The organism is Arthrobacter sp. KBS0703 (genome assembly GCF_002008315.2).
GTDB lineage: Bacteria > Actinomycetota > Actinomycetes > Actinomycetales > Micrococcaceae > Arthrobacter.
The window spans coordinates 4,165,583-4,178,711 of the sequence record NZ_MVDG02000001.1 but is presented as its reverse complement, the minus strand read 5'-3'; the positions used below and the strand labels follow the sequence as shown (position 1 = coordinate 4,178,711).

Below are 13,129 nucleotides of genomic sequence, written 5' to 3'. Positions count from 1 at the left end.
CTCCGTACCCCGAAAGTCCTCCCATGACAGATTCCGCTGCCACGAGACCATCCCGCCGTCTCTCCCCGTCCGCCATCACGGCCGTTCTCGCGCTGAGCGGCACGGTGGTGGCGCTCATGCAGACCCTTGTGGTGCCGCTGCTCCCGGACTTTCCCCGGATTCTGGACGTCACGGCGGACGACGCGTCATGGCTCGTGACGGCCACGCTGCTCTCCAGCGCCGTGGCGACCCCGATTGTGTCCCGCAGCGCCGACATGTACGGCAAGCGCAGGATGATGGTGGCGTGCCTGGCCATCATGGTGGCGGGCTCCATCATGGCTGCCGTGGGCGGAACGTTCCTGTGGCTCATCATCGGCCGCGCCCTCCAAGGCTTCTCGTCGGCCCTGATCCCAGTGGGCATCAGCATCATGCGAGATGAACTGCCCAAGGAGAAGATGGGCTCGGCAGTGGCGCTCATGAGCGCCACCCTGGGCATCGGCAGCGCCCTGGGTCTCCCCCTTGCCGGCGTGCTGTACGAGGGCCTCGGCTGGGAATCAATCTTCTGGGTTGCCGCCGGCGCGGGGTCGCTCCTGCTCCTTGCTGTGGTGCTGGTGGTCCCGGAATCGAAGGTCCGCACCCCGGGCCGCTTCGACTATGCGGGCGCCTTGGTGCTGTCCGCCGCGCTGGGGTCCCTGCTGCTGGCCATTTCCAAGGGCGGCTCGTGGGGCTGGGACTCCGAACCGGTGCTCCTGCTGTTCCTTGCCGCCGCAGTCCTGCTGGCAGCCTGGGTGCCGTACGAGCTCAAGGTTGGCCAGCCCATGGTGGACCTGCGGACTTCGGCCCGCCGCCCGGTGCTCATGACCAACATCGCGTCGCTGCTGATCGGCTTCGCGATGTTCGCCAACATGCTCCTGACCACCCAGCAGCTCCAGCTCCCCACAGCCACCGGCTACGGGTTCCAGCTGAACGTCATCACTGCCGGCCTGTGCATGGTGCCGTCCGGACTGGCCATGGTGGTGTTCGCGCCTGTGTCAGGCGGGATCATCCGGCGGTTCGGCGGCAAGACGGCGCTGATGACCGGCGCGTGCGTCATGATTGCCGGCTACGTGGGCCGCGTCTTCTTCCACGACTCCATCACCGTGGTGGTCATCGGCTCCACGGTGGTGAGCGTGGGCACGGCCATCGCATACGCGGCCATGCCCACCCTGATCATGGGCGCCGTCCCCATCACTGAAACCGCGTCCGCCAACGGGCTGAACAGCCTGGTCCGCTCGATCGGCACCTCGACGTCGAGCGCCGCCGTCGCCGCCGTCCTCACCTCCGTGACCATGAACCTGGGACCGGTCCGGGCGCCGTCCTTCGCGGCGTTCCAGGACGTCTTCTGGATGGCGGCGATGGCCTCGGCGGCCTCGGTGCTGGCCGCCATCGCCATCCCGCGGGCCGCCGCGCACCGCCCGGCCGTGCCCGCCGTCGCGGCTACCGAGCTCGTCGTTCAGGGCCGCGTCCTGGCCGCCGACCACCGCCCGCTGACTCCCGCCGTCGTGACCGTCCTCCAGACCACCGGCGAGCCCATCGACTGGAGCCGGGTGGACACCGAGGGCAACTATTCGGTGGCGCTGCCCGGCGCCGGCAAGTACCTCATGGTGGCCAACGCGGCCGGCTGGGCGCCCATGGCCGAGGTCTTCGACTTCGACGGCCGCACCCTCCAGCAGAACTTCCTGCTGCACGATCGGCTCGAACTCAGCGGGACCGCCACCCTCGGGGCCGAGCCGGTTGCCCGCGCCGTGGTGTCGCTGCTGCAGGCCAGCGGCGAGCACGTGGCCACCACAACGACTGACGACGACGGCGTCTACAGGCTTCCGCTGCCGGCAGCCGGCCGCTACATAGTGACTATGCTTCATCCTGTGAATCATCAGGCCATGGCGCGGAAGCTTGCCGTCGACAACCGCTCCGTGACCGTGGATCTCAGGGCTCCCCTTCGGGAGCCACAGAACGCCGGCGAGCCGGTGAGAGCATGAGCGGCCCGAGCCAGGAGGCCATCCTCAGCGCCGCCCGGCGCCTGTTCGGAGATCGGGGCTACCGCGCGGTCACGGTCCGCGACATCGCCGCCGAAGCCGGCGTCTCGGCCGCCCTGGTCATGAAGCACTTCATCTCCAAGGACAAACTGTTCGCCGCCGTGCAGCCGGACGAGTCGCTCCTTACGGAACTGGACGTCCCGCCGTCGGAACTCGGCAGCGCCCTCGTGTTCCGCGTGCTGATGCGCCGGGAGCGCGGCATGCAGGAACCGTGGGCGATGATTCCGTTCAGCGTCCACGACTCCCCCGATCCCGACGCGGCGCGGACAGAACTGCGCGAACGCTACCTGGGAGCCATGGCCCGGCTGATCGGGGACGCCACGCCTGAGCGACGTTTCGCCTCCACGGTGACGGCCCTGATGACCGGCTTCGGCGAGACCGTACGGACCCTCGGCCTGTTCGACGGCTGGGACTTTGACGACCTCGTGGCGCACTACGGGGCGATCGTCCAGGCCCAGATCGACGCGTGCGCGGATGAAACCGCGGATTGATCTGGCCGAAGGCGCGGGTTGAGCCGGCCGAAACGCTGGTTCGGCCGGCCCACCCCGCTTCAAGTCAGCGGTAGGTGACGCTCAACAGCAGCGCCTTGATGGACTGCCCCTCGTCGCTGGCCAGCCAGGCTTTGGCTGCGGCGTCGCTGGCGAAGGGCTTCTCGATGAACTGCGCGTCCGCCACGAGGACTTCCTTCCCGATGCGGACGATCCCGTCGAGCGCCATGCCCTTCCCGGCCGCCGGCGCCCCGGCTGTCAGGTGCATCCGGTACGTGGGATTGTTCTCCATCCGGTCTACGTAGAAGGAGTAGTGCGCGGCGGGGGCCTGCTGCTGCTGGAGGCCCGCGACGGGTGCGGACTCGAACACGGTCCGGGTGACCGGATGGGTCACGCCGTCGGCCACCAGCCCCGAGTAGACCGTGACCTGCTTGGTGCCGCTGGCGTCGAAGACAGTGGCGGTCCTGGAGGTGGAGGGCTTCACGTCCCCGGTGAACAGCTCCACCTTCCAGTCAGCCGGGTACTTGAAAGACAGGCGCCCGTCCGGGAACGTGTACGTCGCCAGCGCGGCCGGAGCGGTAGCGGACGACGACGGCTGGGCGGCTGTCGTCGTCGGGCTCGCCGTGGTGGACGCGGACGGGGCGCCGGCGGCGCAGCCGCCCAGGCTGATGGCGGCGGCGGCGAGGGCTGCGACAAAGGTGCCGTGATGTGCAGGACGCATGATGGTGCCTTTCATGAAGGACGCCGTCAAGCCCGGAAAGGGTAGCTTTGGCCCGCCGCGTGGGAGTGTTGATGACCCTGGTGGAGCGTGAGGCGAAGTGTTGGTGCTCAACACAATCGCACGCAGAAGCAGGCGCTCACTAGGGATCCGTCAATAAATCCATCGATTTGTTATTTTACGGCGCGGAAAGATCACGACGGGTGATCCGGCCAACACGGGCTGGCTGTACAGGTGCCGGCCGCACAGCCACCTGTTGTCCGGCTAGCGGAGCACGATGTCCACGGGGTTGGCTTCGGACCGCCACTGTCCCTCGGAGCCGGGCTTCGGCGTGATCACCGGGGCGGTCAGCACGCCGGAGCGGTTGGTGCGCTTGTCCCGGAGGATCTCGGTGACCGAGCCAAGGTGCCGCGACAGGTCGATCACGTTCTCCGGGGCGGCGAGGAGCAGCTGGAAGCCGAATTCGTGCAGCGCCTTGATGCCGGCGCCGGCGAATTCCTCGGAGGCCAGCACGAACGCCTCATCCATCATGACGGTGCCGTAGGTGGTGAAGCCCTGTTCGGCGATGCCCAGCTGGTAGCTCAGCGCCGCGGCCATGATGAACGCGGTGAACCGCTGCCGCTCACCGCCGGACATCGATCCGGTGTCGGCGTGCATGAAGACTTCGGTCTTGGTGCCGGCCTTGGCGGCCTTCTGCTTCGCCGGAGCCTCCACCTCGCGGTGCTCCTTGCACTGGATGAACAGGTGCCCGCGGACGTCCAGCACCTCGGCGCGCCAGCGTCTGTCCTCCGGCGCCTGCGAACCCAGGCGCTTCACGAGCGTTTCCAGGGACTTGTAGCGGTTGGTGAGCTCGGCGTCGTCGTCGGTATCCGCGCCGGCGGCGGGCTTGCCGTGCCGCGTGTGCCGGGTCTTCAGCGCGTTCTGGATGGCGTCCTTGAACTGCTTGGCGGTGGCCGGCAGGGTCTGTTTGATGTCCAGTTCCAGGAAGCTGCCCTCGTGGAAGTTGACCTCGGACAGGATGCCGTTCAGCGGCAGGATGCGGCTGGTGATGGAGCGGCGCTCCTCGTCCAGCAGGTGCAGCAGCGTGCTGAAGGATTCGTGCGTGCGCTGGTTGAAGAACTGCCGGAATTCGGCCTCCTGCGCGGGCAGCCCGTCGCTGACAATGGCGTGGTAGCGGGCCTCGAATTCGCCGGCCGCCCCGATGGACGTGCCGTGGTCGGCGGAGATGGCGGTGCCCCATTCACGCACGAAGCCTTCGAAAATCCGGGTCAGCCGCTCGGACGTGGCTTGGCCGCGGGATTCCGCGGCATGGAGTTCGCCCAGCAGCTGGGTCTTGACCCGGGCAGCAAGGTTGTCCAGCTCATGCATCTCCGTGACGTCGCCGAATCCGGTGAAATCCGGTTCCAGCGCGGTGACTGTGGAGTCCGACGGCGGCGCCTGGCCCAGGCGGGTCCGGCCGGCTTCCAGCAGCGAATCGGAGGCGGTGAGCTGGTGGTCCAGCGCCTTGTATTCGCTCTGCAGCACAGCCGCCGCCTCGGTGCTGGACTGGTGCTTCTGGCGTGCCGCTTCGATGTTGGCCCGGAGCGGCTCGAGGTCCGCCTGCGCGGCCAGGGCATCCTTGAGCCGCTGCTCGATCCTGGCGAGCTCGTCCGCGGCCACGGCGGCCGAGACCTGCTCCCACGGCCGGTGGTCGTCGGCCACGCGGCGCAGGGCCTCGAGCTGCCGGGACATGCCCTGGTGGGATTCCTCCCGGCTTTGGGCCAGCTCGGCGGCCTTGGCGAGTTCCTGCTGAAGGTCCGCCACCTGCCCGGCCACGAGTTCCAGTTTGGACGCGTTGTCGAATCCGAGGACGTAGTCCTGGCGGCTGGTGAAGCGGTCGTCCTTCTCCACGGTGTGCCGGTTGCGCTTGACCACGCCGCCCAGGCTCAGGCCCTTGTCCAGGCCGGCCAGTTCGTCCGGGTTTTCCACACACGGATAAGCGAAATCGAGGGCGATGCGTTCACGGATCCATTCCCCCGCGGCGGCGTTGTGCCCGGTGGTGAGGATCTCCAGCTTGGTCAGCAGGTCGCCGTCGGACACGTCCTCCACGGCCAGCGCCGCGCCGGCGAGCGGCTTGGACACGTCCACGGCGCGCAGGGCGCCGCGGACGGAGTGGTCGTTCAGGTACCTGGTGACGGCGGCGAAGTGCGCGCCGGGAACCAGCAGTGTGGTGGCGAGGTTCCGCAGGGCGCGCTCGGCGGCAGGCCGCCACTGATCCTGGCCGTCCGCGAGGTCGATGAGCTCGCCGCCGAACGGCATCTGTTCCTCGGGAACACCGGTGGCGGCCGCGATGGCGGCGCGGTTTTCAATGCTCGACGGCGGCAGCAGCGATTTGCGCGTCTTCAGCGACACGAGCTCCTGCTCCGCCGCGGCGAGCTCCCGCTTCTTCGTGGCGTGGCCGTCGAAGGCCTCGAAGCGGAGCTCCTTGAGGGCCTCCGAATCGTCCTTGAGTTCGGCGGAACGCGCGGCGGCTTGCTCGTGGGCCTGCTCCCAGCCGTCGGCCGACCAGTCCAGCTCGAGCCCGGCCTCGGCCAACGCCTGGCGGGCGGCCTCCTCCACCTGCTGGCGGAGCTTGAGCCCCACCCGTGCATTTTCGAGCGACTGTTCGATCGAGGAGATGGCGTTGCCGCCCTGGTTGTTGTAGTCCGCCTCGAGCTGCCGCAGCTCCTTGGCCAGGCCGTCCCGGACGGCGCGCTCGGCGCTGAGCTCCCTGGCCTTGGCCTGCGCGAGCGCCTTGAAGCGGGCCAGGGTCTTCTCGTGCACCGCGACGGCAAGCTGCTGCCGGTAGGCCTCGAACTCCTCGCCCGCGAGCTCGCGGAGCCGGTTGGCGTCCAGCAGCGCCTGGGCGTATTCCTTGTTCAGCCCCGGCACGGGAGCCAGCTGGTCCCGCTGCTGGCGGACGTCCTCCAGCCGCTGCCGGATGGACATGAGGTTGCTGAATTCCTCCACGACGTCGTCCGCCGCGGCCAACGTGGCCGGGGCGTCCAGCACCTGGTCACGGAAGAAGGTGTTGACGCTGCCGCCCAGGCCCTTTCCTGCCTGGATCACCCGGAGCAGCGGAAGTGCCTGGTCCGAATTGATGCCCAGGAGGCGGCGGAACCGCTCGGCGAACGCCTTGTGGACGTCGAAGACCTGGGCGTCCGGGAAGATCGTCTCCAGCGCCGCCTTGGTGAAGCGCTTCTCGGCGATGTCCTCGATCGCGGGAAGGTCCAGCGGCTTGTTGTCGATCACGTAGTACCGGCCCACGCTCGATTCCGTGCCGTTCTTCGGCAGGTCGAACAGCGCGGACACGGTCACCTTGGTGCCGGCGGCGTTGTCGAACGTCAGGGCGACGGCGGACCACGTGGCGCCCGGGCGCTGGAAGGCACTGGCCGAGCCTTCGCCCACGGCCTTGTCGCCCACCTTGCCGCGCATGTACGTGAACGTGGTCCTCTTGTCCTCCACGGCTCCGCCGGCGCGCTGGGCGGCGGCCTCGTTGGAGCGCGGCCGGGCATCGAACACCCTCAGCATGGCGTCGAACAGCGTGGACTTGCCGACGCCCGAGTTGCCCGTCAGCAGCGTGCCGTTGCGGTCCACGTGCATGGTGTGGGCGCCATGGAACGTGCCCCAATTGACCACCTGGACCAGCGCGAGCCGCATCTGTCCCGGGTTGGTGAGCTCGCCCATCGGCAGCATGGTTGCGATGGTCACTTGGCTTCTCCAATCATGGCCGTGGTCGCCTTGGACGACGACGGCGATTCCGCGTCGTCGCCACCGTCTTCCTCCGCGGAACTGTCGCCGTCGAGCTCTATCAGCGCTTCGGTTCCCGTGGGGTCAGCCGTGGCTGTGACCAGGGCTTCGATCTGGGCGGGGATGTCCCCGATGTTCTCGAAGGGCAGGGCCAGCGGGAGGGCGTTGGAGATGGTGTAGACGTCGTCCAGGGCCGTGGTGAGCAGGAGCTGGCGGGCCAGAAGCTTGGTGATGGCCCGGTTGACCACGTCCGAATCGCGGAGCGCGTCCTGCTGGCCTGCCGGCTGGTAGTGGGCCACGAGCTCGGCAATTTCCTCGCGGGAGATGGTGGGGTCGGTCTGGGCGGTGACGTGGCGGTCCAGGAGGAGGCGGAGACGGAGCAGCACGATGGTTTCGACGCGGCTCAGGGCACGCTGCTGGCGCAGGATGCTGGATCGCGTGCTGCCGCCGATGGCTTCCGGATCAACCGGCCGGAGCACGGCAATCTTGCGCTCGTGGTCCAGCTGCAGCGCCAGAAACAGCTCGGACAGCCGGCTGCGCAGGATCAGCTGGTTGTCCAGGAGCGTGGTCCACAGTTTTTCGTCGCGGCCGCCGTCCACGTACGGGCCCTTCAGCAGCTTCACCAGGGCCTGGCGGACCTTCATCGACAGCACGCCGGTGTCGCCCGGGAACAACGCGGCGCCATCAACGAACGTGTCCCGCGGGGTGACCGAGAACGGGTCGGCGCGGGGTGACTCCGGAGCCGATACCGCTGTGTCGGCGTCCGGCCTGCCGTGTGATTCGCGGGGAAGTTCAGTCATCGGAATCCTTCTTGAGCGTGACCACCGGCAGGTACGCCGTGCGCGTGGTTCCGTCTATCTGTTCGAAGTCGAGGGCGTCCACCGCTGCGCGGTCGAAGCGGGCACCGTCGTGCAGGGCGTGGGACAGGAGGGCCCGGATCGAGTTGATGTGCTGCTCCTCCGGCGGAAGCTGCGCCCAGGCCCTGTCTCTTATACACATCTAGATGTGTATAAGAGACAGGGATGAACAGGTGCCCGCGGACGTCCCTGATGGCCCCCGGCTTCGCCTTGCCCGTGCGCGGCGAGCGCACACGGTCGGAGTCGCTGAACGCGATGGGGTCGGCGAGCCGGGGCGGGGCCGCGAACTCGTCGGGATCGAACAGCTTGACCATGGCCAGCGATTCGAAGCCCGCGTTGAACAGCACCGGTCCCCGGACCAGGCCGGGGCGTTCGCGCTCGTAGGGCAGGGAACGGATGGCCTGTTCGGCTTCCCGGAGCACCTTGCGGAGGCGCACCGACTGGCGGAAATCGTCGCTCTGGACGTATGTGTTCAGGCTTTCGCTGAGCTTGCCGTAGATGCGCTGGATCTGGCTGTGCTGCTGCCGGAGCTCTGCCACGAGGTTCTTCAGGGTTTCGCGGTCCTCCGGCGAGAGGTCGTCCGCGAACTGGCGGCTGAGCACCTCGCCGATCGCGGAACGGAACCGCAACTGCTGCTGCGGGTCCTCGAGGAAGGCCGTGAAGGAGCGGAACGTCCTGCCTTCGGGGCTTTGCCGCAGCCGCTTGTCGGCTTCCAGGACCTGCGCCATGGTGGCACCCTTGCTCAGGGATTCCTCGATGATCTGGTTGCGGAGCTCACCCACCAGCTCCTCGATCCGGTCGCGCATCTTCTTGTAGTCGGCGGGCAGGCTGGCCGCGAGGTCCAGGATATTGCCCGCGGCTTCCACGGCCTGGTCGTCGTCGAGCAGCCCGTCGAAGTCACCGGACGCGATGTCCTGGATGAGCTGGCGGCGCTCCCCGATCTCCTCCTCCAGCGATTCCAGCCGGGCCGTCTGGTCCGGGTTGGTCTCGTTGGCGAGTTTCTCCACGTCGCCCAGCAGCGTTCCGAGCCGCGACCCGTTCAGGGTGGAGCGTTCGCTGGAAAGGCTGTCCAGGAAGGCGAGGACGCGCGCAGCCGGTTCGGTGACCTCGTAGACGATCTGCCCGGACTGGTTCCGGCGGGTAAGGAACTGCCTGCGCGTCCATTCGTCCCCGAAGGACTTACCGTTGGCACCGCCGCCCAGCCCGGGATCCTGGCGGCGGAGCTGCTCAAGGAAGGAGTCGACGTCGGCGTGGAACTCTTCCAGTGGAAGCTGCGGCCTCGTGCGGGTAAAGGAGGCCTGCAGCACGGCGATGACCCACGGGGCGGAACGCGTGAGCGCCCAGGCGGGCCCCTTGGTGAGGAGCTCGAGGTCCCGGAGCCGTGCGCCGATGGCGTCAGCGGAGGACGTGGCGGACCGGGGCACACACTCTCCTTCAGTAGCTGGGGATCGTTTCGGCGGCGGAATCCTGAAAACGGCCAAGTACAAGGTTAACGCAGACAGACTTCCAACCGGCGCCCCGCATGGAGGCGCCCCGAGTTGACCGGTAAGCAACGTTACGGCTGTTGCTGGTGGGGCTGCTGAGACAAATCCGTGACCTGCGGAGCAGTATGATTTCGATCCCGTATCAACGGCTCCGACTCACCCCGCTGTCGGTGGCCCCGTGCTCACGGCAGGCACTACGCTCGTGCTACTGATCCAACCGCAGCAAAGGCGCAGGGGGAAGCATGTATTTCGACCTAAGTGCAGTGGAGACGGCCACCTTGGTGTTCATCGGAACCTTGGCTTTTGCCTTGGTGCTCGTCTTGTTCGTGGCCGTGGCGGCCTTCGTCGCGCTGATCCTGGTGGGGGTGGGACGGCTGGCCTGGCTGATTGTGGCGGGCACCCTGGTCCGGCTGGTCCACGGCATCAACGATTTGTGGGACGGGCTGGTGCGCCATGCTTCCACGGTCGAACTCCCGGGCGATTTTCAGGCCCAGCCTTCCCCTAGCACCGGTACTTACCCGCGAGTAGCATTGAGGGACAGCTGAAGGGTTCTCCACCCGCGGCGGACCCAGGGCTTGAGCCGGTCATCCGGTTAAAGGAGATGCCCCGTGAGCTCCGCCACTGAGAGTCAGGCCACCGAGGATCCCGCCCAGGCCAAGGGTCCCGGCACCATCCCGCCCATCGACAGCCCGGCCTCCGAAACGCCGGTCGCCGCCGAGAAGATCGGGGCCGGCGCGTCCGCGGAGGACGCCCGCGCCATCGCCGAAGCAGCCCGCGAGACCGAATGGGGCCGGCCCAGCTTTGCCAAGGGCCTGTACCTCGGCAGTTTCGACCTGACCCTCATCCACCCGTGGCCGGCGGCCAAGCCGGACGACGTGGTCCGCGGCGAGGCCTTCATGGCGCGGCTCACGGAATTCTGCCGGTCCTTATCCGGGCGGGTGATCGAGCGTGACGCCAGGATCCCCGACGAATACCTCAGGGGGCTGGCCGATCTCGGCGTGTTCGGCATGAAGATCCCGCTGGAGTACGGCGGCCTGGGCCTGTCGCTGGTGTACTACGGCCGCGCCCTCGCGCTGCTCGGCTCCGTTCACCCCAGCCTCGGCGCGCTGCTCTCGGCGCACCAGTCAATCGGCGTCCCGGAACCCGTCAAGGTGTTCGGCACCCCGGAACAGCGGCAGGAGTACCTGCCGCGCTGCGCCTCGGGCGCCATCACGGCGTTCCTGCTCACCGAGCCCGACGTCGGCAGCGACCCCGCCCGGATGGGCAGCACCGCCGTCCCCACGGACGACGGCGAGGCGTACGTGCTGGACGGCGTGAAGCTATGGACCACGAACGGCGTGATCGCCGAGCTGGTGGTGGTGATGGCCGTGGTGCCGCGCCACACCGACGCCGACGGCACCGTCCACAAGGGCGGGATCACCGCCTTCGTGGTGGAGATGGACTCCCCCGGCATCACCGTGGAAAACCGCAACGCCTTCATGGGCCTGCGCGGAATCGAGAACGGCGTCACCCGGTTCCACCAGGTCACGGTTCCCGCGGCCAACCGGCTGGGCCGCGAGGGCCAGGGCCTGAAGATCGCCCTCACAACACTCAACACGGGGCGGCTGTCCCTCCCGGCGCTCTGCGTCGCCACGGGCCGCTGGAGCCTGAAGATCGCCCGCGAATGGTCCAATGCGCGGACCCAGTGGGGCCGTCCGGTGGGCAGGCACGAGGCCGTGGGCAAGAAGATCGCGTTCATTGCCGCAACCGCCTTTGCCCTGGACGCGGTATTCGAGCTCTGCGCGGAAATGGCGGACGCCGGGCAGAAGGACATCCGGATCGAAGCCGCGCTGGCCAAACTGTGGTCCACCGAGATCAGCTACCGGATCGCCGACGAACTGGTGCAGATCCGGGGCGGGCGCGGTTTCGAGACGGCCGATTCCCTCGAGGCCCGCGGCGAACGGGCCGTCCCCGCGGAGCAGCAGCTGCGCGACCTCCGCATCAACAGGATCTTCGAGGGCTCCTCGGAGATCATGAAGCTGCTGATCGCCCGTGAAGCCGTGGACGCCCACCTTGCCGCCGCAGGGGACCTGGCCTCCGCGGAAGCGAGCCTGTCAGACAAGGCGCGGGCCGCCGTCGGGGCCTCCGGCTTCTACGCGAAGTGGCTGCCGAGGCTCGTGGCCGGCGCGGGCATGGACCCGCGTTCCTATGCCGAATTCGGCCGGCTGGCCAAGCAGCTGCGCTTCGTGGAGCGGTCCTCGCGGCGGCTGGCCCGGCAGACGTTTTACGGCATGGGCCGCTGGCAGGCCGGGCTCGAGCACAAGCAGGCGTTCCTGGGACGGATCGTGGACATCGGCGCGGAGCTCTTCGCGATGGCGGCGTCCTGCTCGCGCGCGGAGATGCTGCTGCGCACGTCACCCGAGCGGGGCGCCACCGCGTTCGAACTCGCGGAGGCGTTCTGCGAGCAGGCGCGCGTGCGCGTGGACGAGTACTTCGACCAGCTGTGGAGGAACACCGACGACGGCGACCGCGACCTTTCGCGAAAGGTCCTCGCCGGGGACTACGAATGGCTCGAGGCGGGGGTCCTGGACCAGTCCGAGGGCACCGGGCCGTGGATCGCGGACGCGTCTCCCCGGGCGACGGAGAAGGAGAATCTGCACCGCACCTACCGGTAGTCACGGATCTGATCCGGCTTCCGCCGGGCACGGGCGGCACGAAAACCCAAATACTAAGCTTCCTTGCTATGGGGCATTGATGGGCGTTAGCTAGAAGTGAGGCCATCGCGGTGGCCCCGGCATTGCGTTGCCCGGCTTAGACCATGAGCCTGGTCCGTTCAAGGAAAGTGAGACGTTCGATGAGCAACTCCATGGGCTCCGAGGACAAGCGCCCCCGCCGCACCCCCGGCGAGGAGCGCGCCGCCGGTGAACAGCGCGCCGCAGAAACCGGCTCATCCGAGCCCCGCACCGAGGCCACGCCGGTCTACGATGCCACCCAGGCCCGCGGCGCAGGCGCCGGCGGTAGGGTGACGGGCGGTTCAGCCGCGGATACGAACACCAGGACGCTGGACACGCGGGACACCGGCATGCGGGACCGCGGCGACCGGGGCAGGGATCTCAGGGAACCGTCCGCTGAACGGGAGTACACGCCGGAGACCTACACTGCAGACGTGGTCCCCGCCGATCCAGCACTCGCGACGCGGGAGATCGCCGTCGCCCGCGAAAAGGAGGCCTTCGGCGGGGTCAAGGTGGGCTCGGCATTCTTCGGCTGGCTGGCCGCCACCGGAATGGCCGTGCTGCTGACGGCCCTGGTGGCGGCAGCCGGGACGGCCGTGGGCCTCGCCACGAACACCGATGTCAACACGGCTGTCGGCCAGGCGGCGTCGGACCAGACGGTCGGAATCGTGGGCATCATCGTGCTGCTCGTAATCCTGTTCGTCTCCTACTACAGCGGAGGCTACGTGGCCGGGCGGATGGCCCGCTTCAACGGGGCCAAGCAGGGCATCATGGTGTGGATCTGGGCGCTCATCGCCGCCGTGGTGGTCGCGGTGCTGGGACTAATCGCCGGCGAGCGGTTCAACATCCTGGCCCGGCTGAACAGTTTCCCGCGTATTCCGGTCAACGAGGGCCAGCTCACCACCACCGGCATCATCGCCGCCGTCGTGGTCGCAGCGGTGGCGCTGGTGGGCGCCGTCCTCGGCGGCCTCGCCGGCATGCACTTCCACCGCAAGGTGGACCGTGCCGGATTCACCCCCGCGGCGGAAAATAAGGAGCGGTAGCAGCCG

General features: G+C 68.3%; 8 protein-coding genes and 1 pseudogene. 5 read left to right on the top strand and 4 right to left on the bottom strand.

Annotated features, from left to right (window positions below; translation table 11 throughout):
* The first annotated feature begins 23 nt into the window (after nucleotides 1-23).
* Both B1A87_RS19425 and B1A87_RS19420 read left to right on the top strand, forming a co-directional pair.
* Complete coding sequence (locus tag B1A87_RS19425; protein WP_078026321.1) at nucleotides 24-1,997, top strand: MFS transporter; 1,974 nt, start codon at nucleotides 24-26, stop codon at nucleotides 1,995-1,997.
* The gene (locus B1A87_RS19420; protein ID WP_078026322.1) at nucleotides 1,994-2,545 is read left to right on the top strand and encodes a TetR/AcrR family transcriptional regulator; all 552 of its coding nucleotides are present in this window, start codon (nucleotides 1,994-1,996) and stop codon (nucleotides 2,543-2,545) included. Before B1A87_RS19425 ends, B1A87_RS19420 begins: the two co-directional genes overlap by 4 nt.
* Nucleotides 2,546-2,609: 64 nt before the next feature.
* On the opposite strand, the gene B1A87_RS19415 is transcribed toward B1A87_RS19420, so the two are convergent.
* The 4 genes and pseudogenes from B1A87_RS19415 to B1A87_RS19400 form a co-directional block, all read right to left on the bottom strand.
* Nucleotides 2,610-3,278, bottom strand: a complete 669-nt coding sequence (locus B1A87_RS19415; RefSeq protein WP_078026323.1) for a hypothetical protein — start codon at nucleotides 3,276-3,278, stop codon at nucleotides 2,610-2,612.
* 246 nt (nucleotides 3,279-3,524) lie between these two features.
* Nucleotides 3,525-6,989, bottom strand: coding sequence for an ATP-binding protein (locus B1A87_RS19410; RefSeq protein WP_078026324.1), 3,465 nt, complete (start codon nucleotides 6,987-6,989; stop codon nucleotides 3,525-3,527).
* Nucleotides 6,986-7,828, bottom strand: coding sequence for a DUF4194 domain-containing protein (locus tag B1A87_RS19405; protein WP_078026325.1), 843 nt, complete (start codon nucleotides 7,826-7,828; stop codon nucleotides 6,986-6,988). The genes B1A87_RS19410 and B1A87_RS19405 overlap by 4 nt, the downstream gene beginning before the upstream one ends.
* A pseudogene (locus B1A87_RS19400) lies at nucleotides 7,821-9,309 on the bottom strand (DUF3375 family protein). The gene B1A87_RS19405 and the pseudogene B1A87_RS19400 overlap by 8 nt, the downstream one beginning before the upstream one ends.
* A 302-nt stretch (nucleotides 9,310-9,611) precedes the next feature.
* Here B1A87_RS19400 and B1A87_RS19395 point away from each other — a divergent pair.
* The 3 genes from B1A87_RS19395 (at nucleotide 9,612) to B1A87_RS19385 (ending at nucleotide 13,123) form a co-directional block, all read left to right on the top strand.
* Nucleotides 9,612-9,914: a hypothetical protein gene (locus B1A87_RS19395; protein WP_078026327.1), complete on the top strand. Its 303-nt coding sequence runs from the start codon at nucleotides 9,612-9,614 to the stop codon at nucleotides 9,912-9,914.
* 63 nt (nucleotides 9,915-9,977) lie between these two features.
* On the top strand, nucleotides 9,978-12,023 hold the full coding sequence (locus tag B1A87_RS19390) for an acyl-CoA dehydrogenase family protein (protein WP_395940259.1): 2,046 nt from the start codon (nucleotides 9,978-9,980) through the stop codon (nucleotides 12,021-12,023).
* Between the two features lie 179 nt (nucleotides 12,024-12,202).
* Nucleotides 12,203-13,123, top strand: coding sequence for a hypothetical protein (locus B1A87_RS19385; RefSeq protein WP_078026328.1), 921 nt, complete (start codon nucleotides 12,203-12,205; stop codon nucleotides 13,121-13,123).
* Nucleotides 13,124-13,129: the final 6 nt, after the last annotated feature.

Coding starts and splice junctions, on each gene's coding strand:
- B1A87_RS19395 (WP_078026327.1), top strand. CDS start 9,612: ATGTATTTCGACCTAAGTGCAGTGGAGACGGCCACCTTGGTGTTCATC.
- B1A87_RS19385 (WP_078026328.1), top strand. CDS start 12,203: ATGAGCAACTCCATGGGCTCCGAGGACAAGCGCCCCCGCCGCACCCCC.
- B1A87_RS19405 (WP_078026325.1), bottom strand. CDS start 7,828: ATGACTGAACTTCCCCGCGAATCACACGGCAGGCCGGACGCCGACACA.
- B1A87_RS19420 (WP_078026322.1), top strand. CDS start 1,994: ATGAGCGGCCCGAGCCAGGAGGCCATCCTCAGCGCCGCCCGGCGCCTG.
- B1A87_RS19425 (WP_078026321.1), top strand. CDS start 24: ATGACAGATTCCGCTGCCACGAGACCATCCCGCCGTCTCTCCCCGTCC.
- B1A87_RS19415 (WP_078026323.1), bottom strand. CDS start 3,278: ATGAAAGGCACCATCATGCGTCCTGCACATCACGGCACCTTTGTCGCA.